Raw genomic sequence first — 24246 nt, forward strand, 5'->3', positions numbered from 1 at the left:
GTTGTCAAAAAGCGCCAAGACGCTCGCACCATAAGTGCTCGCTTCTGAGCTTGCATGGAAAGTCCAGTGGACTTTCCATGCAAGCTCACGCTCCGAGTTGCTTTCGCGCACTACGCTCCAAGCGCGAAAGCAGGTCGTTGCGCAAACGCCGTAAAAATCACCGGCAAATGTTTCTGCCAATAAATGAAAACAAAACTCAACTAGCGAGTGAGCTTACGGTGCAAGCGATGCGGACGAGCAGCTTCCTCACCCAAGCGCGCAATCTTATTTTCTTCGTAAGCTTGGAAGTTACCTTCGAACCAGTACCATTTTGCAGGATTCTCGTCGTCGCCTTCCCAAGCAAGAATATGCGTTGCAACTCTGTCGAGGAACCAACGATCGTGTGAAACCACAACAGCGCAGCCTGGGAAATCAAGTAAAGCGTTTTCCAAGCTTTCCAAAGTCTCAACATCCAAATCGTTAGTAGGCTCATCGAGGAGCAGCAAGTTTCCACCCTGCTTAAGAGTCAAAGCCAAGTTCAAACGGTTACGTTCACCGCCAGAAAGCACTCCCGTAAGTTTCTGCTGATCCGAACCTTTAAATCCAAAGCTTGCAACATATGCGCGAGTAGGAATTTCAACGCCTGCAACCTCAATAAAATCGAGTCCGCCTGAAACAGCTTCCCACAAGTTCTTATTAGGATCCAATCCTGCACGATTCTGATCCACGTAAGAAATCTTCACAGTGTCTCCAACAATCAGCTCGCCACCAGAAAGAGGCTCCAAGCCCACAATCGTCTTGAACAGCGTAGATTTACCAACGCCGTTTGGACCAATCACGCCAACAATACCGTTACGAGGCAAAGTAAACGACAAGTCGTCGATTAGCACACGGTCGCCAAAAGCCTTGTGAATATGCTTTGCTTCCAAAACTTGCGAGCCCAAACGTGGACCTGCTGGAATTTGAATTTCAGAGAAATCAAGCTTCTTGGAATTACGTGCCTCTTGCTCCATTTGGTCGTAACGTTCCAAACGAGCCTTGTTCTTAGCCTGACGCGCCTTCGGCGAGCTGCGCACCCAATCAAGCTCATTTTTCAAACGCTTAGCAAGCTTAGCATCCTTGGCACCCTGGATTTCCATACGCTTTGCTTTAGTTTCCAAATACGTTGAGTAATTGCCCTTATATGGATAAAGCTGACCACGGTCAACTTCGCAAATCCACTCTGCAACATTATCCATAAAGTAGCGATCGTGCGTAACCGCAATGACAGCACCCTCGTACTTGTGCAAGAACTGTTCAAGCCACAAAATAGATTCCGCATCCAAATGGTTAGTAGGCTCGTCCAAAAGTAGCAAATCTGGAGCTTCAAGAAGAAGCTTACACAATGCCACTCGACGCCTTTCACCACCAGAGCACACAGAAACAGGAGAATCCGGGTCTGGGCATTGCAAAGCGTCCATAGCTTGCTCAAGCTGCGAATCCAAATCCCAACCGTTTGCAGCGTCAATTTCAGTCTGAAGCTTACCCATTTCTTCCATTAACGCATCAAAATCAGCGTCTGGATTAGCCATTTCTTCGCCGATTTGGTTAAAACGCGCCACTTTTTGCGCAATCTCACCAAAAGCCATCTTAATGTTTTCGCCAACCGTCTTAGTGTCATCAAGAGGTGGTTCCTGCTGCAAAATACCTACCGTATAGCCAGGAGTCAAAGAAGCTTCACCGTTGGTCACATTTTCCAAACCGGCCATAATTTTCAGCAGCGTCGACTTACCCATGCCGTTCGGACCCACAACACCAATTTTTGCGCCCGGAAGGAAGCTTAAAGTAACATCGTCGAGAATTACACGATCTCCATACGATTTACGCGCCTTAATCATCTGATAGATAAATTCAGCCAAAGTAATATACCATCCTTACAAACGTTGAAATTCCAGCGTTTGTTGCAACTTGCGTCAAAAGCGTTTAATACTTTTACCTACTTAATTCAAGCAAGATGCAACTTACATAAAACTACGCAAACTAATAGCTAGTAAATACGAGCCTAGCAAATACTAGCATGTTGCTGGCGTACGATTTGACTTATTGACAGACTCAGAATCATCTTCAGGCGGAATCTGGCAGAGCCACTCGCCTAAAATGCCAACAACCATATCAATAAAGCACACCAAGCCAGCAATAGAGCATTCACGCACAACAGAGTTATACAGAATTATCTCACTGTGTGGCAAACTCATTAACAATTGCCCAACATACCAGCCAGACAAAATAGCACCTGCCATTCCCAATGCCTTCGACAGCATAAGAGCCGCAACAGCAAATTGAGAACTTACATGCTTCTTATTCTTATCTTTGTTGTTGGCAACACTTTGATGAGTTTGCAATGCCATAACAAAAGTTATTAAGCCAGCAATCACCATAATTGCAACAACAACCCACGGAGCTCCTGCTAACGACATAGCACTAGACTCTGTTGACGACACTAGAAATGCGCCCAGCACAAAGCCAAACAGTAACCCTAGTACCAGATACCACCAAGGTGTGCGATACGCTTTCATTAACAACCATCCCCTATAAGCCATTGCTCTGAGTATACCCCAACAGTTTGAGCATCAAAAGCAAACGCTAATGAGTACGAAACTGAGTTATCGTCCAAAGCAGCATCCGACTCTATCTGCATCCACGGCATAAGTTCAGGCGCCTTAGGGTCAACCGTCACCATTTCCGCTAGTTGTTGTGGCAATTTTTCTGCATCAACAGTTCTTGTGTCAGCAGCAGAAGCACCATATGAACGCGTACCCAACACTCGCACAGTCACTTTATCTTTATACAAAGTAGCAACAGCGCGAAGCAAGCGAAGCAGCTCATACTCGTCACCACCCGAAGACAGAATAAATACAGCCGCGTAATAATCAGCATCAAGCATATTGGCAACATATAATGCCGATACACCGTCAACGCGAGATTCTCTATCCTGCTCGAGCATTGCAACTATTCTCAGCATAGCAGAACGCGTGTCTTGTTTCGCGACACCCTTCATAGAAATCACTGCAGTTGTTTGTAACGGAGTTGGACATATGCGGAACAAAGGAGACTTAGTTTCTCTTTTAACAAGCTCATTGCCATAATTGACACTTTTAGATTCATCGCCACAAGAGCACTGTGAATCTCCATTATTTTCATAATCATCTGCGAAAGAATTTGCAATATCAACAGCAGCTTTAGCAGCTGCAACAGCGTCTTCATCTTCTTTGCGTTGCTTTTCTTTTCTATCTTCCTCAATAAGAGAACGGTAGTAATCTGCTATTTCGCCTTCCTCAAGATCGTCAACCGATACGCTTCCACTGCGAACAGCAACATGCGCAAGAGACTCAGGAACTACACGCCGTTCCGAATAATTTAACTCTTCTCTAGAAACGCTATTCAAAGTAACACAAACATCGTCAACAGTGCTTTTCATGCCGTAATATTCGCTTCTTAAAGCAGCATGAACAGTAATATCAGCCTCACTAATTTGCCAAGTGTGCATAGCAGAATTTAAAACAGATTTAGCAATAAGTTCTAAAGCTATAGCAGGATGCTCCTCAATCTCGCTATCTTTTTCGCAACGTTTAAGCATAAAAGCAAGACGCTCAGCAATTTGAGGAATATCTATTGCGTTAGTCTCATCTCCGTCTAATGCATTACTCAAATTAACTTTTAAAACAGCATCTATGTAAATAGAAGAATATAATCCAATGACTATTGAGTCACCGCTTGGGCGAATACCCTTCAAACTTATGGTCGTATTCATAATTTCATCTTCTACTCTCTAATAAAAACAATTTAAAATTTCAATTATTCGTTTATTTATCTTTTATTACTCTTACCTATAATACGCAAAACTAATATTTTGATATATTGTACTCGATATAAATCAACATGCGTAATTTTTTGCATATAGCACTAATTTTTATTATTAAATTCTTAGAAAAATAAAAATAAACGCTGACAGCAATAAATTATATTGTTATCAGCGTTTATTAATAACTTTATTTTATCTGCTTTTTAGCACTGCATTTACACTATTAAGCACCAAATTGAGTACCGTCATTTTGATTAGTAGGCGGATTAACAGGTGGTTTAACAGTTCCAATAACAGTTCGAGGAGCAGGTGCAGGAGTTTGAATAGACGTATCAACAGGCATCTGATCAGACTGCTGGTTTTGTGAAGTTGCATTATTGGAAGATTCAGAAAGTTCAGAAGCTTCAGTCTGCTCATTCTTACCTTCAACGTTGCGCTTCAAACTTTCTGGAATTTCAACAGGGGGAAGATCAGAATCTGGTCTTCTATCGTCCGAAAGCCAAAGAGTACGCTCAGGAGCCTTACGAATCTTACTGAAGATTTCCTTAAGTTCCTTCTCGTTAAGAGTTTCCTTAGCGAGCAACTGACGAACCAGCTCATCCAATACGTCACGATTATTGTTAATAATCTCCCACGCTTCAGTATGAGCAGTTTCGATAAGCTTATGAACTTCTTCATCGATTACTTCAGCAGTACGATTCGAGAACTTACGAGATTGCAAAGAATCGAGTGAACCAGAAGAATCTTCGTCAGCATCCATCCACTTAACAGCTCCAAGCTTTGCTGAGAAACCATATTCAACAACCATCTTACGAGCAATGGCAGTAGCTTTCTCAATGTCGTTAGAAGCACCAGTTGTTGGATCGTGGAACACAACTTCCTCTGCTGTGCGTCCGCCCATAGCATATGCCATTTGATCCAGTAATTCGTTGCGAGACTGCGAGTAACGGTCGCTTGTTGGCATCACAGCAGTGTATCCAAGTGCGTGACCTCGCGGCAAAATCGTTACTTTAGTAACAGGATCCGTGTGGTGCAGCGCAGCAGCAACAAGAGCATGACCGCCCTCATGGTAAGCAGTGTTACGCAATTCATCCAAAGCCATGCCCTTAGACTTACGTCGAGGTCCTGCTTGAACACGATCAATTGCCTCATCAATAGCGCGATTATCGATATATTGAGCACCAGATCGAGCGCAAAGCAACGCAGCTTCGTTAAGCACGTTAGCTAAGTCTGCACCAGTAAAACCAGGAGTGCGCACAGCAACCATATGAAGATCAACATCCGGCACAAAAGGCTTACCCTTAGCGTGAACCTTCAAAATTGCCTCGCGACCTTCCAAATCAGGAGCCTCAACAGCCACCTGACGGTCAAAACGACCAGGACGAAGAAGTGCAGAATCAAGCACATCTGGACGGTTTGTTGCAGCAATAATAATCAAATTAGTATCGTTGTCGAAACCATCCATCTCAACAAGCAACTGATTAAGTGTCTGCTCGCGCTCATCATGACCGCCAGTCATGCCACTTCCGCGGCGACGACCAACAGCATCAATCTCATCGATAAAGATGATTGCAGGAGCATTCTTCTTAGCTTCGTCAAAAAGTTCACGAACGCGAGACGCGCCCAAGCCTACGAACATTTCCACGAAGTCAGAGCCAGCCATTGCATAGAACGGCACACCAGCTTCGCCTGCAATAGCACGAGCCAACAAAGTCTTACCAGTTCCTGGAGGACCATAAAGCAGCACACCGCGCGGAATACGAGCACCCAAAGCCTTGTAGCGCGAAGGGTCCTTCAAGAAGTCTTTAATTTCTTCAACTTCTTCAACAGCAGCTTGTTCGCCAGCAACGTCAGCAAACTTAGTTTTAGGAGTCTGACCTTCGAGTAGCTTGCCACGGCCACGTCCGCCGCCCATGCCAAGCATACTTCCGCCGGCACCGCCTATTCTGCTAAACATGAACCAAATCATGCCAAGGAAGAACAATATTGGAACAAGCGAAGTAATCAAATACGAAATAATGCTAGATGACTGTAAGCTAGCAGTCCAGCCGTTAGAAGGCTTCGCCTTTTCGACTTCTTGTACAATTGACCTACCTTGTGCATACGCGTAGTAGAATTGCACATCCTTGCCAAAGTCACGATTTTGCTTACTTCGTTTATCGAACTTCTTAAACGGACTATCAAGCGTAAGCTTAACTAACTGTTTATTGTCAATAATTTCCACATAACTTGCTTTATGAGATCGCACTAACTCAATACCATCCTGAGTATCGATAGTTTGCGATCCGTTATGAACAAACATTTGGAATCCGACAACTGAAAGCAACACAAGAAGCACAATCCACGTCCATGGCGACTGCCAGAAGGAACGACGATTGTTATGGTTGTTCTCGTTATTTTTATTATTCTTGCCCTGCTGACCGTTGTTTCGCTGATTCCTAGGGTTGCGTGGATTTAAAAACGGATTATTTCCGTTATTTCCACGCCCAGGACCGCCCATTGGGCCTTGCGGTGTCATAGGAGAAGCGCCCATGTAATAAGGCTCCTTTCAAACTCCTCAATTTATATAAAAATTCTGAATAGAATCTATAAAATCAAGCACCATACACTGATGGCTTTAATACCGCAATACTATTGAGGTTGCGGTAGCGTTCGTCGTAGTCCATTCCGAAACCAACGACAAATGCATCAGGAATTTCAAAGCCCGAGTAGTCGATTTGTACGTCTACTTCGCGACGTGCAGGCTTACTGAGCAATGCAAAAACTTTTACACTTGCAGCACCACGACCTTTTAGCTCATCTACAAGCCAAGCTAGCGTGCGACCGGAATCAACAATGTCTTCTACAATAAGCACATCTCGACCGCGCACATCAGTACTTAAATCTTCGCGGACAGTAATTTGTCCGCTAGTTTGAGTGCCACTGCCGTAACTAGACAAGCTCATAAAGTCCATTGATGCGTTAATGCTTAATTCTTGCGAAAATACAGCAAGAGTATTTACAGCACCTTTTAGAACTGCAACAAGCAAAACATTACGGTTTTTGTAATCTTCACTTACTTGTTTAGCAACTTCACGAATACGCTTCATAAGGTCTTCGTGGCTAATTAATTCATAGTCGATGTCATCTCGTATATCTGCAATTTGCATGTTCACTATCTTTGCATAAGCGAATGACGATATTGCGCGAGAGCCGAGTCGCTTCATAATAATTTGGCAGCGAAAAAGGCTTCTGGCCATGCCATTTTGTACATAGTTCGTCCACTGCAGATATGTGACTTGACGAGAAACGCAGACCAAGCTCACTTAACGCACGCACTATAATTCGTCTGCGAATTGATGGATGATATTGCGCTAATTTATCAGCTTTTAACCTAACAGTTTTCGCATTTTTATCAAATTCCATCACTTGTGAACTAGCTTCGTCAACTTGAGAATTAATATAGTCAAGATCGTCTCTAGCTATTTCAGCTCCGCGAGAAAGCAAAGTAACCATATTCGCATTAAAAAATCGCGAAATATAAGGCATTAACGTGTGTCTAACTCGAGATCTCAATGGATAATTTTCTGAAAGTTCCTCATTTTGCGAAATATCGTCACCATTTGTAGGATCATCCCACCATGAAATACCTAAATCCTCGCAAATACCAGTAGTATCTTCTCTAGTAAGCTTAATAAGAGGCCTTGCAAAAAGCACGTTTTGACGCAATGTCACTGCTTTCATGCCAGCAACTGCTTCTAAACCTGCAGAATCTTTTAGCCCCATCATTACAGTTTCTGCTTGATCATTTGCAGTGTGAGCTAGAAGCACGGCTGCAGCTTGCTGCTTTTTAGCAACCTCAATAATTGCTTGATACCTAGCCTTTCTAGCAGCAGACTCTTCGCCTTCTCCTAAATCTTCAACGTTCACAGATTGAATATACACGTACTTTTCGTCTATTCCAGATTGCAAACAATGCTTAGCCGCAATATTAGCAATTTCAGTTGAGTGCGGCTGCAAATGGTGATCTACTATTACAACACCGCAACGAATACCTCTACTTGCGCACACAATCACGCTCAATGCTGTAAGTGCAAGAGAATCTCTACCTCCAGAGCACGCAATAAGAACCAGAGGAGCATCAACATCTGTCGCGTGGTTGCCATGTTCGGAAAAACGCGCGTCTTGAGCACACAACGAAAGTTCATCAAAACAATGCTTGATTGCGCCAATTCCTGCGCGTATGCGAGAAGAATACACCATAGCTTCTAGTGTAGCGCGCCAATAACGCTAAATTGCAACTCATAAATCATAGTTTTGGCAATTCTGCCATAAACTTATTAATCGCTACGAATGCTCCCCAAATATCAGCTGGCTGGTTCGCAACAACAGCGAAAGTTAGCACTCCACCACTTTTCCTAGATACATTACCAACCATAGAAGTAACTTCACTTAAAGAACCAGTCTTTACGCGAAGCATACCGGCAGAAGATTCATCCGCTAAACGCTTTCTTGCTGTTCCAACTAAACCAGGAAGAGACAATCCTTCAGCAGCTGCAGCACCTCCAGAATCGGCTTTAATATTAAGCACTTGTACTTGAGCTAGCGTTGTTGCGCGCAACCTTGATTTTGGAGACAAGCCTGAGCAATCAGACATGTGCAAACCACGTATATCGATATTGAGCTTGCGCAATCCTTCTTTTACTGCCTGAACTGCACCCTCCGGAGAGTTGGATTTGTGAGTTGCAAGCGCAGTCAAACGACCAAACTCTTCCGCCAATGTATTGTCTGAAATACGAAGCGTATATGCCATTATTTCGTTTAAAGGTGCAGAAGAAACTTGTGCAATTAAACGCGAATTAGATGATATTAACGATTTAGTTTCGCTTACTGGTATTACAAAATTTTCAGATTGTGCAGATTTATTTTCATTTTCAGAATCTTTGTTATTTTCAGAAGAATCATCTGCAGACGAGTCTGAACCGGAATTTTTTTCGTCAGAAGTGGTTTTATTAGAATAATTACTTATAACTATTCCCTGTTTGCTTAATAATTTAGCAAAAACACGACCGACACTTAAAGCAGGATGAGGATCAGAAAGCGGAAAATCTGTCATAGCATCAGCGTCAACACCTTGCACTGAAAGGTCACGCTGACGAGCATCATCTATAGCCAAAGATGACGTTTGAGCATAAAAGCGTCGTTCAACATCTGTTTCATAAATCAAATCAGGAGCACGTTTTGCGCCAAACAATGAGTCATCAACAGCTAAAGAAACTGTGCGAATATTTTCAAGTTTCAAAGCGTTGGCTGTTCTTCTCGCTAATGTCGTTAAGCCTGCTCTGCCATTAACATGGTTCCAATCGTTTTCTCCAACGCCAAGAAGCATGTCACCATTGCCGCGAAGCACAAGCTTTCTAGCATTCGCACTAGAAGCTCGTTCTGGTTCACCGCCTGTTTTAGGCAACAAAAATACTTGAGTATCAAGAGTTGAACCCATGTCAAGAGTGCGAGAAGCCACGCTAGCAGTTAAAGTTTTAAGCGTTGATGCTGGCTCTCTTAAAGCATTTGGCTCATGTGAAGCAACTACTCGCCCATTAGCATCCATAATTACTGCTGAAGTGCTGCTACTCATAGAAGCATCGGAAACCAACTCGTCAATAAGTTTTTGAGCTTGCGAATGATTTATTTCTTTACCATAAGTCACGCCTTTAGCTAGTGAATTAACTCGCAAAAGTGATTTAGGAGAAGAAACAGTTACAGCATAATGTTGGCTTCGCAACGTCAAAGGACCAGGAAGAATATCGTATACGTCAAGCAAAAAATAAGTAAAAATAATTGCTGCACTAACTATAACTGCTATAAATGCAATAAGTAATCGCCAACGAGAAGGATATTGGCTTCTTAAAACCATAGCAGCGTATTTACTTTTCTTCTGTGCACTACTTGGTTTAGATTCACTACTTGCTTTAGGCTCGATACTTTTGTTGGATTCGCCGCTTTGCGTTGGCGTGCTCGCATTAGGAGTATTTAAGGCATCATTTGAGCCTTTACTACTTTCCATGCGAGCACACCTTTAAATCGATTGCAAATACCGCGCTTAACTATACATTGCGCTTGCAACAAAGCGTGCATAAGTTACGCAGTAATCGACGCAAATCTGCGCAAGTTTTCTACAATGCGAATCATGCGCTTATCCATCACTTTGCCGCCAAGAATTACGCCAACAACCAACACAACAAATCCGTTTACTACGAACAGAATGCATGCAATCCACAAAAGATTCGTGTTAATAGCCAAAAACGTCATAGCTGCAGCAATAGACGGAATCATGCATACTGCAGAAAGAAGCGAAAAACCTATTGGAGCAAAAGATCTAGCGCCTGCAGAACCTTGCGGCCTAGAAAATGGCTTTTCGATTGACGCTACAGGGTACATTGCTATGCACGAAGAAATTAAGCCAATGCCTATGGTCGCAAAAGCTACTCCAATTGGAGAAAGAGTTTGGAACATAACTGCATTCATATTTTGCTTAACATTTGCTACAAAGAAAAGGAAAGCGTAAACCCCTATTCCAAGAATTGCAAAGTACACAGCGCAAATCACGGACCAAACTATTGCGTGCGCTAAACGATCGTGCAAACCTTTTACTCCAATAATCGCGTGCATAGTAAAAGCTGTGCCATCGTATGCAATATTGTTTCCAACAACCATGCCCATAAGCAAAGCAGCATACATAAGCCAGCTAGAAACGCCTATGTCCTGTGCTATAGAACCAAATCCTTTAGCATTAAAACTAGTTCCTCCTGCAACTACCAGAATAAAAAGCGGCGCAATAAGCAAAAATAGTTGGCGCATATCTCTTCTCATAACGCTAATAATTCGCGCAACAATCGCACCAACTACGTTGTCTGGAACTGCAGCAAACAAGCCAATTCCTTTAGTTTTAACAACTGTTTTTTGCTCACCGCGAAGTAGCTTCGGCTCTAATTTTGCGCAAAATACAGAGATTGCAAAGCAAGCAGCAATTGTTAGTACACAAATAAAGAAGCGAATAACAAGCGCAAGCCAATTGCCATTGATGGCATCAAGAGGCAAAGCCATAGCAGCACTTAATGGAGTAAAAGCGGACGCAGAGCAAAAACCTAAGCCAAACACAATTCCTCTTGGACTTTTGTTACCAATATTCACAGTGGAAACAAAAATCATATACGCTACGAAAATAGCAAAGTAAAAAATGTTTCTTGAACGCTTGTTTATTAAAATAGTGTCCAAAAGCTCAATAAGCATTTTGCTTAAAGACACGATTGTTGCAACGTAAAGCGGAGCTGCAATTACGCTTACTAAAACCGGCACAATTCCAAAGTTTCTGTACGCTAAAGACCACAAAGCAAGCGCGATTGTACAGCTTATAGAAAGCGCTCCAAAAAGGGAGCCAAGAAGCATACCAGCTTGCTGCTTTACGTAGGGAATGCCGTAAAGCGCAAAACTACGCGACTTTAGTGTTGTGTCACTGCCGAACATAAATAGGTTTATAAACAGCGTAAAAATTGACACAATCGACGCAACCATTATTGGAGCGAACTGAAATTCCTGCCAATTTTTAGTATCTGCAAGCATTCCTGGATTAAGATACTTTCCTGCTTGCCAGCCCGCAAAACCAAGAGCGCATATAATCGCAAGTCCAAAAACAATGACTATACCAAAGCCGATTTTTTGCCAAATCGACTTTCGCATAACGGAAAAAGTAAGCGCCCAGCGAAGGCGAACCATGGTAAAAATCATAGACATTATGGCCATCCTTATTAGGCGTTGAGATTAGCAGACTCGGTAGAAGCGACAGCAGCGTTATCAGACTTGCCGCCGTTAAGCCAGTCGATTCGCGCAGCTGCGTGACGTCCACCAACAAGCTCCATAAAGCGATCTTCAAGATCTTTGCCCTGAGCCACTTCTGCAAGAGTGCCAGAAGCTGCAACATGACCTTCGTTAATAATCGCCACGTGCGAGCACATTTTTTCAACCAATTCCATAACGTGCGAAGAAATAATAACCGTACCGCCAGTAGAAACATACTCGGCGAGAATATCCTTCAAATTTGCGCTAGAAACAGGGTCCACTGCCTCAAAAGGCTCATCGAGCACAAGTACGCGAGGGCTATGGATCATAGCTGTTGCAAGGCAAATCTTCTTAGTCATACCAGTTGAATAGTCAGAAACCATGGTGTTTGCAGCTTCTGTTAAGTCGAAAGCAGAAAGCAAGTCGTTCGCGCGCTTTACGGATTCCGCGCGACTCATATCGCGAAGCATGCCAGCGTAAGTTAAAAGCTGCAAACCAGTAATTGTCTTAAAAATCTCATCTGCTTGAGGCATTAAACCGATTGCGCGCTTAGCACTATTTACATCGCTCCAAACGTCATTGCCAAAGATCGAAGCTGAGCCAGCATCCGGCATAAGCAAGCCCGTAAGCATTTTAATCGTAGTAGTTTTGCCGGCACCGTTCGGACCTACCAATCCGTAGAAAGAGCCTGCTGGAATGCTCAACGAAAGATTATCTACAGCAACTTTCTTGCCAAAAGTCTTAACAAATCCGCGAATAGAAACCGCTGGAACATCTGCATTGCTATCGCTAGCATCACTCGAATAAGTGTTTGCGCCAAAAACCGGAACGCTGCTAGCAAAAGCATTTCCGGACGGATATTCAGACGGAATAGAATCTACCATAAGAACCTCGCAGTATACAGATAAACGCACGCATCGCGCCACAATGCTACGCAAGCAAGCGTTTACATAGAGGTTTCTATTATCTCATACTCGCAATCTTTGCGCAATCGCAACGCCATCAGCCGCCGCACTCACCACCCCAAACGCGAGATAAGTTCCCCGCGTTTGGAGCAAAACACAACAGATAAACCTCCAAAAGCGAGACAATCCCCCCCAATCACCAAAAACGGCAGAAACTTTACATCCGTGTAATGGAAACAGTCGTAATCTCCCAAACCTACTGAAGCTTTGCAGTATTGCTTTGCAAGCGCCGATTACTTGTTGCTTAGTGAACTTTAGCATTATTGCTCTGCCGACGTTGAGTATTTATTGCTTAGAGAACACTAGCGTCATTGCTACTGCATGCGTCACGCCAGGCACTCCTACCACACCACAGAACACTAGCGGTTTTACTAGTAGTGAGGGGTGGGTGTTGCTTGGTCGAGCAATATAAAAGCGGAACGATAGTAATAATCGTGATGATGAATACTATTTTTGCAGAGAAAGTAAGTAAAAAACTAAACTTAACTACGCAACCTTTAAGTCTAAGTAAGGTATAAGAGCGGAGCGCTGCGAGATAAGTAACACCCACCACTCACAGTCACACAAGAAATTCGCCAGCCAAACACCAGCTCCGAAACTCGCGCCACACTATAGAATTTCATTCTTTCACTCAGCGACCGGTATGCTGAATCGGCTTCCACTCGCTCTTTGAGAAAATAGCTTGGAACGCAATAGGCACGTACGAAAGCATAAAAATCGGGAAGCTAAGAGCGTACGCAAACAGCTCCTTATTCGTGGCCCCAAGCTTATCGTGTTCAACCAAAATAGTGAGTGACACAAATATCATCATGCCTAAAACGCTTGTAACAGTAGTGGTAATGAAATTAATCATTGAAGAAATTTGACTCATCCATGTTACGAATCCAAATGCTGCAAAAATAAAACCAAGTATTATTCTTGCAACAGCCAAAACCATAAACGGGAAAAGCATAAGCGTAAAATCAACCGACGAAAAATCTCTTTCGCGAATACCATGTCGAATAAGAGCTGCTCCATAGTAACGAAATACTTGCAAGAATCCCTTGCTCCAGCGAAGACGCTGCCTCCAGCTCTGCCTAAACGACACAGGCTGTTCGTCATATAATACTGCAGAACCGCAATATCCAACTTTGTCTCCGTGAAGAATAGCGTCCATAGTGAATTCAAGATCCTCAGTAAGAAGATGGAATTTCCATCCGCTATTTCTGTGCATAATCTCACGCGAGAACATGAATCCAGTTCCACCAGCATGGCAACTCGAACCGAATAGCATTCGAGAGTTGTTAGTAAATCGCGATTCTCGAATAAACCAAAGTGCAGAGCCGGAAGAAACCCAATTATCTGAAAGATTCACGGAATTACGGTAGCTAGTTAAAATTTGATATCCTGCGTGGAAACCTTTATTCATTTCCTCAAAATAATGCGGATCAAGTTTATTGTCTGCATCGAAAACAAAGTACGCGTCATAAACTTTATCCGCACCAATTTTCATAATATGATCGAGGAGATAGCTGAGCGCATAACCTTTACCAATATGCTCTTTATCAAAACGTTCAATTACGTTGCATCCGCAATTGCGACCAACTTGCGCAGTAGAATCAGTGCAATTATCTGCAACAAGCCAAATATCAATAAAATCTTGTCTATATGTTTGAGTTTGAATGCAATGAATAAGATTACCTATAACAGCTTCCTCATTGCGCGCAGAAATAAGCACAGCATAATGCTTATCCATTGGCGCTTCAGGAAAAACAATAGGCTTAGCGAATAAAGATGCAACGGCACAAACACCTTGATACACAACACCGCTTATGCCAATAAGTATTACTAGTACATCAAATATTGATAGAAGAATCATCGCTTCCATCCGCTCCGTGGATTATTTTTTACGTTACTTTTACTATTTTTTGTATTTTTTGTATTGTTTACTATTTTAGACTCGCCTACTTGCAATTTTGCTTTAGGAGAATCCTTATTTTCAGAATCTACTTTACGCTTTGCAATATCTTTATTTACGGCATCTAATATTTCGCGCGAAATTGGCATTGTTGCCAATACGTCAGTTTGATCAGAATCGTTAGAGGAAACTTTGCTACTATTCGCATCGTCAGAATCTGACACATAAGCTTGCTTATACCAATATAAAATATCCTCGTTCAGAGAAATGCGAGAGCTTGTGCCTTTCATTACACGATGAACACTTTCACTCATTGGATTCATGAACTTACGGCCAATCGCCTCAACGCAATGAACAATAATAGAAGTGTGATCAGGGTGAGGATCGTTCATAAGCGGAGAAGAAACTAAACTATATTGCTTCGTGCATACTCTAAAAATTGCTTGCAAACTTGCAGTCACAGGCAAAGCCAAAAATGCTCCAAGAGCACCAAATACAGCGCCCATTACAAGAACTGAAATAAAAGCTACTGCAGGATTCAGATCCATAGTCTTTTCGGAAATCTTCGGCGAAATAACCATGTTCTCAATTTGCTGATAAATCGTAATAAAAATTAATGTTGCAACAGCCGCACCAAAACCATTGGAACCCCACGCAACCAAGATAGGCAAAGCTCCACCCAAATAGCCACCAATTGTAGGCACAAACTGCGAAACAATTCCGCAGAATAAGGATAGCGGAAGCCAATACGGTATATTCATCACAATAAGGAAAATTGCGGTACCCACTGCGTTAATCGCTGCCAAAATAATTCGCGAAAATAAGAAGCTCGAAATCTGCTCTTGAACAACTGACCAAATAAATAGGAAACGACGCTGAGCTTGCGGATTCATCCAACGGCACATGCTACGACGCATAGCCGGACCTGCTGCAGAAATGTAATACGTAACCATAATAATGGTAAGCAAATCAAGCAGAACAGTCATCAATCCCCATGTTGTGTTAAGTGCTTGGCCAGCAAAATCAACAACCCAAGATGTTTGCACATGCTTCAAAATTTCCATGCCAAGCTGCTCAATATTAGGCATTTTAAAACCGGTATAGTGAAGCACAAAATTTGCAAATTGATTGTATAAATCAGGCAAGCCCATAACCATTGAAACAACCTGCTGAGCAAATAAATTACCAAACAAAGCAAGTAGCAAGCTAATTACAACAAGCAAGCCCGTTAGCGTAAAGCCAGAAGCAACTCCTCGCCTCCAACCATGCTTAATTAACCGAACAACAAGCGGTTCCATTGCGAGCGCAATAAAAATAGAAATCACAACATCGAAAACAATGAATGAAATGCTATTCCAAGCGAACCATAGGAAGATGGACACAAAAGTAACAATTGCAACGTAAATAAGTGCACGACCTAGCCAATCTGGCGGCCTTCTATCATCGCCTTTGGCTGGGAAAAGTGAAGCTAAATCTAGCTTATTTTCACTTTCCTTAATATGCTCATGCATCTTATATTCATGCATTTCTTGCTCTTGGTAATTCATAGGTACTATTGTAACTGCGCGAACTGATGAATGCGAATTAGCGGCATGTAGTATTACATTATTCGCATCTACGCAACTACACGTAACATTATGTAACACAAACGTAACGAGATATTCGAGTCGCTGAAATCCAAAATGGCATTCATAGTCATAAACTCATTACTGGGTTTTTTAAGAAAGGAATGGTGGCCATGACCACTTTGCAAACTAAAGAAGATGCCGCAGCCCTCATTGAAAAGGAAGGCATTGAATACGTATCCGTACGATTTACTGATTTAATTGGCGTTCAGCAGCACTTTACTGTTCCTGCTGACGAGTTCTTGCACAGTGCTTTCACTGATGGAATGGCGTTCGATGGTTCTTCAATGCAGGGCTTCCAGGCTATTAACGAATCAGATATGAAGCTTATTCCAGATGTTGACACTGCTTATATTGACCCATTCCGTAAGCATAAGACTCTGAATGTTGCTTTCTCTATTGTTGACCCTGTAACAGATGAGCCATATTCTAGGGATCCTCGTCAGGTCGCTATTAAAGCAGAGTCCTATTTGAAGTCAACTGGCATTGCTGACACTGCAAGCTTTGCCCCTGAAGCTGAGTTCTTCATCTTTGATAAGGTGCGTTTTGCTAACGACATGCAACGCTCCTTCTATGAGGTTGATTCTAACGAAGCTCCTTGGAATTCTGGCATCGACACTGAGGATGACGGCAGCAACAATATTGGTTTCAAGAATCGCGTAAAGCACGGCTACTTCCCTGTGCCACCAGTAGATCACAATCAGGATTTGCGCGATGACATGGTTTGCAATTTGCAAAAGGTCGGCTTGATTCTTGAGCGTTCTCACCACGAAGTCGGCGGCGCAGGTCAGCAGGAAATCAACTACCGTTACAATACGCTTGTTCATGCTGGCGATGATTTGATGAAGTACAAGTATGTGGTTCATGAAACTGCTGCTTTAGCTGGTAAGGCTGCAACATTTATGCCAAAGCCAATTGCTGGAGATAACGGCACCGGCATGCACTGCCATCAGTCGCTTTGGAAGGATGGCAAGCCATTGTTCTATGCGGAAACTGGCTACGCTCAACTTTCTGATATTGCACGTTGGTACATTGGCGGCTTGATTAAGCACGCTTCTTCTGTGCTTGCATTTACGAATCCTTCGCTTAACTCTTACCATCGCTTGGTTCCAGGATACGAAGCTCCAGTCAACTTGGTTTACTCTGCTCGTAACCGTTCTGCAGCTATTCGTATTCCTCTTGCTGGTACGGAACCTGCTGCTAAGCGAATTGAGTTCCGTGCACCGGATCCTTCATGCAACCCATTCTTAGCATTCTCCGCTCAGCTTATGGCAGGTTTGGATGGTGTTGTTAACCATATTGAGCCTCCTGCCCCTGTTGATAAAGATTTGTACGAGCTTCCTCCAGAGGAGCATGACGGCATTAAGCAAGTTCCTTCTTCACTTGGTGAGGCTTTGCAAGCTTTGGAAGAGGATCACGACTTCCTTATGCAAGGCGACGTATTTACTAGCGACTTGATTGAAACTTGGCTGAATTTGAAGCATGAGGAAATGGATATGGCGCGCTTGGCTCCAACTCCACTCGAGTATGAGCTTTACTTCCACATCTGATTTGTAGTTAAGTTCTTCTAGCCAATAAGCCGGCTCTACGATTTCGCAGAGTCGGCTTATTGTTTGGCGCTCAAGCAGATTGTCGCGTTAGCTGTTTATTTTTTAGCACGTATTTTACATCAGCTTGAGATGCGACCTTCGAATCATGAGTAACAACAATCACACATTTGCCATGCTCTCTAGCAGCTTTTTTTAATATTGCAATAACTTCTTTAGTTGTTGCAGGGTCAAGACTTCCAGTAGGCTCATCAGCTAAAATTACCGGCGCAGAAGATACTAAAGCTCGTCCAATTGCAACACGCTGCTGTTGGCCACCAGAAAGTTTAGTGACGTTACGATTTGCTTCTTCTTCAGTTAACCCAAGATCTATTAGCACTTGAACATCAGCATGTGAATTTACTAATCGCAAATTTTCTAATGGCGTCAAATAGTCAATAAGATTAAAATTCTGGAAAACAAGTGAAATATGTTTTTTGCGATGCTCAACATATCCTGTTTTTGCAATATCCTCACCATTGAACAATACTTCACCTTTATAAGGAGTATCTAATCCAGCTAAAAGTGAGAGCATAGTAGACTTTCCTGCTCCAGAAGCTCCCATGATACTGTACATTTTGCCAATTTCGAAATCTGCATTCACGTCATTTAGTACCGCAATATTTGCAGGTCCGTAAGTGTACTTCACATTTTTTAATTGCAATAAAGCCGACATAATAAGCTCCTTATTTTTACATAATTTAAATATGATTTATACGATTTGTTCCATTTATGCGATTGCGCTTTTAGTAGAAAATTCGCATACGCAACTACATTTCTGCTAACTCATGGCACTCAGTATTTTCCGAGGCTTCTTTATTAATATTGGCAGCACTGCAACAAGTAATGCGACTATTGAAATAAACAAACCCATAACAAAGGCAGCAAGAGTTTGCAGCAATGGCAATACTGGCATACCATCCGCAATAAATGACGAATCAGCACTATGCAAAATCGCAGAACCAATAACGCCAGAAAAAGCAGCACCGAAGCCTAACGAAATGACGAATGACACAATGTTGAGTATCGCTATTTCAACAAGCAATTGACTAACTATTATTGCTCTAGATAATCCGATAGACATAAGTACGCCAATCTCGTGCATACGTCCTCTAACCCAGAACACTAATACAAGTCCAAGCACTAAAATACCAACAAAACTTAGTGCCACAAAAATCATTCGCACAAGTTGTTGCACAGAGTTAACCGAGCTTATTACATCAGACAATTGCGAAGCATTCTGCTCTACATCTGCCCACTTGCCAGCAATACTTTTAGCCTCCCGTATTGCACTAGTTAATAAATCAGAACGCTCAACAGCACAGCGCAAAACACTTCGATTAGAAGAACCCGCCAAAGACAACGCAGAACTTAAGTCAGTAAATATGCGGTTTTCTGACGTATCCGAAGGAAGCGCTCCTTTAGTTTGCAATTTGCCGGCAAAAATGCCAACAACGCGAACTTTTACATTAAACCCCTGCTTAAGAGTTATAGTAGAGCCAATTTTAAGATTATTCTTCTTAGCAAAATCACGATGCACTATTGCTCTACCAGAAGAACGATTAGTAATATGCTCACCCTGTTCTAAACGGTATAATCCTTCTTGAAAACCTTGAGATAATCGAGAATCTGTTGTGCCAGTAATTCCGGCAGCATGAGCCAAAACATCATCGTCTAGTCTAGGACCCTGCGCAGGAAGCACAAGTTGCTTTCCAACAGGCACAGCTAAAACATCGCGCTCTTCCACTACAGTTTTTACGCTCGAAATCGCAGCAAATTTACGAATTTGACTAGAGTCAATTCCTTCATTTGCGCCCAAATCTTGAGGAATTGAGGAACTAGATGTAGCAGTAGCAGAATTAGAATTTGCATTACTTTGCTCTGGAAGAGTTTCACCTCGAGTTTTTGCTCGTACAGTAAAACCTAAGCCAATACTGGATTGAATACGATCCCTAGCACCCTCAACAGAAGCACTGATACCAGCTTGTGAAACTAGCGCACTTAAAACAAGAGTCATAATCAGCACAATTATTGCGTTACGTCGAGGTTTGCGCAATATTGCAAGTTTCGCTCGAGCACATAAAGAAATTACTTCACCATTCATAATGTTACTCACTAACTTTTCAAATAACTTTCATACGACGAATTATGAAAACTATGCCGCCAAACAGCATGGTTCTACTTTTGCAATCCGAGGAGCTCACGAGGAGATTTGCATATAATTGGCAAATAAGACAACACAACTGCAATAACGATTACTGCACCAACAATTGTAGAAACTCCGACAAAACACTGAGCGTCTACTTGTACGCTAAGTGTTTCCAAAGTTTTTGTTGCCAAAGTTGATTCAAGATTTCCACCAGCTTGACCCATATTACTCAATTCACGGGCGGCTGATGATTGCACAGAGCCAAGAGCAACATTAGCCATCAACGGAGCTATAACTTTTGCAAAAAGGTAACCCACAATCAACGAAGGTATTGAAATAAGCACAATCTCAGCAAGATATTGACCAACTATAGATAATTTGCCAGTGCCAATTGCAACAAACACACCAATTTCATTACGTCGCTCATTCATCCACAGCAAAAGCACTAATGCCAAAGCAATAATAGCGAATGATACAACAGCAATTGTTGTAACAGTCATTATTGAGCGCACTCCCTTTGCTGCTTTCAACAAACCAGAAACGAACTGATCGTCACGAGTTAGTTGATAGTTTTGTAAATCAATAGGCAATTTCGCAGCTTGAGACATAATATTATCCGCATCCTCGCCGCGCTTTATTCTAAAACTTGCATCCTGATATATTTCTTTTCCAGGCTTATATTTATATAATTCGCGAGTAGTTTGCAAATCCGTATACACGGTATTAGCTGTCAATTCCGCCCTAGTTGCGACTTGACGCTTATTTGCTCCGGCATAAATTCCAACAATACGAGTTTTTACTGTTGCTGTTGATTGTTGAATATTGTCAGCATCGTAAGGATTAGCGCGAAGTGTAAGAGTATCTCCTACATGTAATCCGTTAGCTTTAGCGAGATCTTCATGAATTAGTGATGCATGAACGTTGTTAGCAATAAGATGCTTGCCTTTAGACATAGTTATTGCTTTTGTTTTAAAAGTATTTAAACCAGTAGAGTCATTCGTTCCTTCAATATTAACGGCATTGCCAAACTGCTGTTCACGCTTATTGTCATACTCTTGTACGCCTGGAATTCTTGCCGCTTTAGCATTAACTAAATCCGCTGTTACATTTTGTCGAACAACGTAGGAAGCAATTCCATTTAACTTTGCAATTGCCTGTACATCTTTAGGTTTTACAGTTCCAGCTCCTCTAGGAGTTCCAGGGTTTATTTGAGGGTTATTTGCGAGCACAAAACTAGACTCTGCTTGCGCTTCAACTTTTTCTCCTTCTCTACCTGCAGCATTTGAAACTGCAGAAGTAGAAAATAACAATGTCGAAATAAGAAATACAATAATGAAAACTATTGCTGTTTTTATTCGTTTCCTCAGAATGTAGCGTATTGCACGAGAGATAAACGTCATCGACTACCTTTCTTCATTGAAAATTGCTTGTATATCAACCTTTAAATATACGGACTACCAGTATAACATATCCATACTGAAAAATGCGTTTAGTGTCATACTTTACAATGCGCAAATCTACCAGTGCGCAAATCTACGCTATAAAAAAATTCCCCTCTGCAAAACAAATTGTAGAGGGAAACTTTTATTCGTATTTAATGCGCCTTTAAATTTTGCACATTCGTTAGGTTTAGTCTTGGTTAAAATCTATTACTAGCTTATTATCTTTAATACTAAACTTTCCATAAACATAACCACTATTTCTAGTGTGCGAGTCTCTCCAATCACTATCATCATCATCGTCCTTATAGCGATAAGTAATGTCTACACCAACCTCATCGCTCTGAAAAGTTCCTGACGACATGTTAACTTGATCCAACATAGGAGTGCTATTAACACTACGCTTAATATTGTCATATTTATAGCTGGTATAGTAACTAAAGCTTGCAAATCTACAACTCTCTGGAACATCAGTTTCAGTTGACGCTACACATTTATCAACATGCTTTTGAATAGCCTTAGTAAGCTCATCCTTTAATGTTTCTGTAGCTTCTAGTTCTAACACTGCAGATTCCGAACTATCTTTTTCGCTAATTGACGCGTCAGCAGAATTTGTGGTCCACAGTTGCGAACTTTTTGCAGATTCAATATGGTAAGCACCAGGATACACTGGAAGTCTATATTCTGTAGCTGATGTATATACTGAATAACCGTATTCTGAACTGTAGCTTTCACCGTCATATTTCGGCGATTTTTTGAGAGTAGACAAATTTATTTCAGAATCATTAACTTTTATTTTATCAACTTCATTTGGCACAGTTATGGTAATGTGACCAAATGGTGGATATTGAACTTTATAAGAGTCAAAGAATAGCCACTGTTTGCCAGCTGGTACAAGGCTTATTACTGCCGAAGCATCACTATTGCCAATTTTGTAAGAAAGCTTAAATGAATTGTATGGGCCACTATCAACACTCATGTAAGACATATGATTCTTGGAAGCTCTGCCTATTGCGCTTGTAAGTAAGGCACGATAATTTTCTGGAACTTTAGAAGAAGACCAATCTGTCATATTGTTAGCTTCATCAAAATTGCCTTCTTGCAAAGACTTCACATAACGTTGAATTGTTGCGTGTGGAGAATACACATTCTGTTGAATAACTGTATAACCTATACCAAGAACCACAATAACAATGCCAATTACAATAAGCATAATTTTTGTGCTGTGTTTCATAGGCGTGCTTCTCACAACATTACCTGCTACGAAATTAGGATTAAACGAATCAGGAGCATAATATTCTGTAGGCTGATTTTGCGAATAATCCTGCTGATTATAGTACTGTTGATTTGAATAATCCTGCTGTCCATAAGTATTTTGACTGCTATAAACAGGTTGAGGATAAGCTTGCGTATTCTGCTGAATGAACTGCGTTTGTTGTACATCGTTCATTTGATTTTGCTGATATTGAGCACTTTGCATTGGCTGATAACTTGAATTAGCTTGCTGCGGCACAAGACTAGCTCCACAAGATGAGCATACTATAGCTCCATAAGCATTTTGACTGTTGCAATATGGACAATTCATATATTTCTCTCCGTATATTTTTACAAAATAAGCCTAGCAGACAAGACTGCTAGGCTTATGACTTATTAGATATATTTACTTAAATAAATTAGCTAGGTCTTGTGCTTTATTCATAAGATTATTCGAAGGAACCAAGGAATTAACCATAGCAGTATTGATTGCAGCAACGATAAATATTGCAACAATTCCAATCAAGATAAAGATAACCCACATCCACTCACGATCAAGCTTACCCTTGTAGTGTGCAGTTGCCATAAACGATACAGGAATGAGCATCAATAATACCAAGTAAAGTGTGTGCAAAGACATAGATGGAACTTGCAAAACAGCACTAGGATTATTCATTAACAATGAGATGTCTGAATTGCTGTAGATTATAGATGCAACTAAAGAATCACTGCCTTCTACTTTTCCTTTAAAGTAATTCATAACAGGAATAGATGGAGCAATGAAAGTCAAAATCACTGAAACAATTTGCAAGCCTAAAAGCGGTACGAGTTTCTGAGCAAAAAGAACGTGAAGCTGAGCTGGCGAAACCTCTTCACCAAACATCTTCATGCCAAGCAAAGCTACACCGTATACAGCGTATACGGTAATCATTCCAATAACAAACTTATAGAAGAATAGTGTAAAAGGCACACCAGGAGTTTGCTGTCCAGCGAACTTAGATACAAGTTCCAAAGCAGTGCTATTAGAAGCATTGTAGAAAGAAAGCGAAGAGAAATATGCTTGGAAACCAAACAGCAAACCAGAAATCACAGAAATTAAAACTGCGTAAATATTAGATACGCGATACCTCTGGGAAGGATTCTTAAGAGCAGTTACTAACCAACGGAAGAAGTTCATCATCTGTTCAGCATTAAGCTGGTTTGAAATTTGGCTATAGTGCGAAACGCCTGGAGTATTTGGGCGATTCTGCATACCCGGCATTCCTGGCTGAGCTGGCATACCCTGCTGGGCATATGGATAGCCTGGACGTTGCATATTTGGCATACCCTGCTGAGGCATTCCTGGCTGAGCTGGCACACCCTGCTGAGGCATACTAGGACGCGCAAACTGAGGAGCATGCTGCGCAATAGGCTGAGCTGGAGCATGTTGAACAGGTACTGACTGAACAGGTGCCGGCTGAACAGGTGTTGGCTGAACAGGTGCCGGCTGAGCAGGCGCCGGCTGAACAGGTGTTGGCTGAACAGGTGCCGGCTGAGCAGGCGCCGGCTGAACAGCCTCAAACTTGTTACCACAGCCCTTGCAGAATTTTGCAGTATCAATATTCTGGGTACCGCATTGAGCGCAAACTTTCACTCGTCTCTCCTTTGTTAATGGAACAGATCCCATAAATTTGCTAACCGAAAAATGTTTAACAAA

The 24246-nt window shown here is 41.9% G+C and carries 17 protein-coding genes; 1 reads left to right on the top strand and 16 read right to left on the bottom strand.

Features of this window, described 5'->3' with window-relative positions:
• Positions 1-200 precede the first annotated feature (200 nt).
• From ettA to HXT50_RS03280, 11 genes are all read right to left on the bottom strand, one after another.
• Positions 201-1877, bottom strand: coding sequence for an energy-dependent translational throttle protein EttA (gene ettA, locus HXT50_RS03230; RefSeq protein WP_004118724.1), 1677 nt, complete (start codon positions 1875-1877; stop codon positions 201-203).
• Positions 1878-2030: 153 nt separating this feature from the next.
• Positions 2031-2534: a DUF3180 domain-containing protein gene (locus tag HXT50_RS03235; protein ID WP_032835493.1), complete on the bottom strand. Its 504-nt coding sequence runs from the start codon at positions 2532-2534 to the stop codon at positions 2031-2033.
• Positions 2534-3769, bottom strand: coding sequence for a hypothetical protein (locus tag HXT50_RS03240; RefSeq protein WP_032842550.1), 1236 nt, complete (start codon positions 3767-3769; stop codon positions 2534-2536). Before HXT50_RS03240 ends, HXT50_RS03235 begins: the two co-directional genes overlap by 1 nt.
• A 274-nt stretch (positions 3770-4043) precedes the next feature.
• Complete coding sequence (gene ftsH / locus HXT50_RS03245) at positions 4044-6353, bottom strand: ATP-dependent zinc metalloprotease FtsH (RefSeq protein ID WP_004107318.1); 2310 nt, start codon at positions 6351-6353, stop codon at positions 4044-4046.
• Between the two features lie 61 nt (positions 6354-6414).
• A complete protein-coding gene (gene hpt, locus HXT50_RS03250; RefSeq protein ID WP_101886119.1) occupies positions 6415-6969 on the bottom strand; it encodes a hypoxanthine phosphoribosyltransferase in 555 nt (184 codons plus the stop codon).
• Positions 6944-8062, bottom strand: a complete 1119-nt coding sequence (tilS, locus tag HXT50_RS03255) for a tRNA lysidine(34) synthetase TilS (protein WP_415688407.1) — start codon at positions 8060-8062, stop codon at positions 6944-6946. Before tilS ends, hpt begins: the two co-directional genes overlap by 26 nt.
• A 46-nt stretch (positions 8063-8108) precedes the next feature.
• On the bottom strand, positions 8109-9863 hold the full coding sequence (locus HXT50_RS03260; RefSeq protein ID WP_421777015.1) for a D-alanyl-D-alanine carboxypeptidase: 1755 nt from the start codon (positions 9861-9863) through the stop codon (positions 8109-8111).
• A gap of 74 nt (positions 9864-9937) precedes the next feature.
• Entirely contained in the window at positions 9938-11590 is a 1653-nt protein-coding gene (locus HXT50_RS03265; protein ID WP_410295800.1) for a hypothetical protein, read from the bottom strand.
• Positions 11591-11604: 14 nt separating this feature from the next.
• Positions 11605-12519, bottom strand: a complete 915-nt coding sequence (locus HXT50_RS03270) for an ABC transporter ATP-binding protein (RefSeq protein WP_101892126.1) — start codon at positions 12517-12519, stop codon at positions 11605-11607.
• Positions 12520-13231: 712 nt separating this feature from the next.
• Positions 13232-14458, bottom strand: a complete 1227-nt coding sequence (locus tag HXT50_RS03275) for a glycosyltransferase family 2 protein (protein WP_032835541.1) — start codon at positions 14456-14458, stop codon at positions 13232-13234.
• Complete coding sequence (locus HXT50_RS03280; RefSeq protein ID WP_410297543.1) at positions 14455-16044, bottom strand: AI-2E family transporter; 1590 nt, start codon at positions 16042-16044, stop codon at positions 14455-14457. The genes HXT50_RS03275 and HXT50_RS03280 overlap by 4 nt, the downstream gene beginning before the upstream one ends.
• Positions 16045-16235: 191 nt before the next feature.
• On the opposite strand from HXT50_RS03280, the gene glnA reads away from it, so the two are divergent.
• Positions 16236-17672: a type I glutamate--ammonia ligase gene (glnA, locus tag HXT50_RS03285; RefSeq protein ID WP_004107300.1), complete on the top strand. Its 1437-nt coding sequence runs from the start codon at positions 16236-16238 to the stop codon at positions 17670-17672.
• A 70-nt stretch (positions 17673-17742) separates the two neighbouring features.
• Here the strand turns inward: glnA and HXT50_RS03290 are convergent, their stop codons facing one another.
• From HXT50_RS03290 to HXT50_RS03310, 5 genes are all read right to left on the bottom strand, one after another.
• A complete protein-coding gene (locus HXT50_RS03290) occupies positions 17743-18384 on the bottom strand; it encodes an ABC transporter ATP-binding protein (RefSeq protein WP_004107298.1) in 642 nt (213 codons plus the stop codon).
• A gap of 105 nt (positions 18385-18489) precedes the next feature.
• Positions 18490-19812: an ABC transporter permease gene (locus HXT50_RS03295; RefSeq protein WP_421777016.1), complete on the bottom strand. Its 1323-nt coding sequence runs from the start codon at positions 19810-19812 to the stop codon at positions 18490-18492.
• 74 nt (positions 19813-19886) lie between these two features.
• Positions 19887-21257: an ABC transporter permease gene (locus HXT50_RS03300; RefSeq protein WP_004118695.1), complete on the bottom strand. Its 1371-nt coding sequence runs from the start codon at positions 21255-21257 to the stop codon at positions 19887-19889.
• A 229-nt stretch (positions 21258-21486) separates the two neighbouring features.
• Positions 21487-22881: a hypothetical protein gene (locus HXT50_RS03305; protein WP_421777017.1), complete on the bottom strand. Its 1395-nt coding sequence runs from the start codon at positions 22879-22881 to the stop codon at positions 21487-21489.
• A gap of 75 nt (positions 22882-22956) precedes the next feature.
• On the bottom strand, positions 22957-24183 hold the full coding sequence (locus HXT50_RS03310) for a hypothetical protein (RefSeq protein ID WP_421777018.1): 1227 nt from the start codon (positions 24181-24183) through the stop codon (positions 22957-22959).
• Positions 24184-24246: the final 63 nt, after the last annotated feature.

The organism is Gardnerella sp. KA00243 (assembly GCF_049244105.1).
GTDB classification, from domain to species: Bacteria; Actinomycetota; Actinomycetes; order Actinomycetales; family Bifidobacteriaceae; genus Bifidobacterium; species Bifidobacterium leopoldii.

Excerpts from the sequence above, each read along its gene's own strand:
- tilS (WP_415688407.1), bottom strand. The coding sequence starts at position 8,062 with ATGGTGTATTCTTCTCGCATACGCGCAGGAATTGGCGCAATCAAGCAT.
- HXT50_RS03270 (WP_101892126.1), bottom strand. The coding sequence starts at position 12,519 with ATGGTAGATTCTATTCCGTCTGAATATCCGTCCGGAAATGCTTTTGCT.
- HXT50_RS03235 (WP_032835493.1), bottom strand. The coding sequence starts at position 2,534 with ATGAAAGCGTATCGCACACCTTGGTGGTATCTGGTACTAGGGTTACTG.
- ftsH (WP_004107318.1), bottom strand. The coding sequence starts at position 6,353 with ATGGGCGCTTCTCCTATGACACCGCAAGGCCCAATGGGCGGTCCTGGG.
- HXT50_RS03300 (WP_004118695.1), bottom strand. The coding sequence starts at position 21,257 with ATGACGTTTATCTCTCGTGCAATACGCTACATTCTGAGGAAACGAATA.
- HXT50_RS03260 (WP_421777015.1), bottom strand. The coding sequence starts at position 9,863 with ATGGAAAGTAGTAAAGGCTCAAATGATGCCTTAAATACTCCTAATGCG.
- HXT50_RS03275 (WP_032835541.1), bottom strand. The coding sequence starts at position 14,458 with ATGATTCTTCTATCAATATTTGATGTACTAGTAATACTTATTGGCATA.
- HXT50_RS03280 (WP_410297543.1), bottom strand. The coding sequence starts at position 16,044 with ATGAATTACCAAGAGCAAGAAATGCATGAATATAAGATGCATGAGCAT.
- HXT50_RS03290 (WP_004107298.1), bottom strand. The coding sequence starts at position 18,384 with ATGTCGGCTTTATTGCAATTAAAAAATGTGAAGTACACTTACGGACCT.
- HXT50_RS03240 (WP_032842550.1), bottom strand. The coding sequence starts at position 3,769 with ATGAATACGACCATAAGTTTGAAGGGTATTCGCCCAAGCGGTGACTCA.
- HXT50_RS03305 (WP_421777017.1), bottom strand. The coding sequence starts at position 22,881 with ATGAATTGTCCATATTGCAACAGTCAAAATGCTTATGGAGCTATAGTA.
- glnA (WP_004107300.1), top strand. The coding sequence starts at position 16,236 with ATGACCACTTTGCAAACTAAAGAAGATGCCGCAGCCCTCATTGAAAAG.
- HXT50_RS03295 (WP_421777016.1), bottom strand. The coding sequence starts at position 19,812 with ATGAATGGTGAAGTAATTTCTTTATGTGCTCGAGCGAAACTTGCAATA.
- hpt (WP_101886119.1), bottom strand. The coding sequence starts at position 6,969 with ATGCAAATTGCAGATATACGAGATGACATCGACTATGAATTAATTAGC.
- HXT50_RS03265 (WP_410295800.1), bottom strand. The coding sequence starts at position 11,590 with ATGTCTATGATTTTTACCATGGTTCGCCTTCGCTGGGCGCTTACTTTT.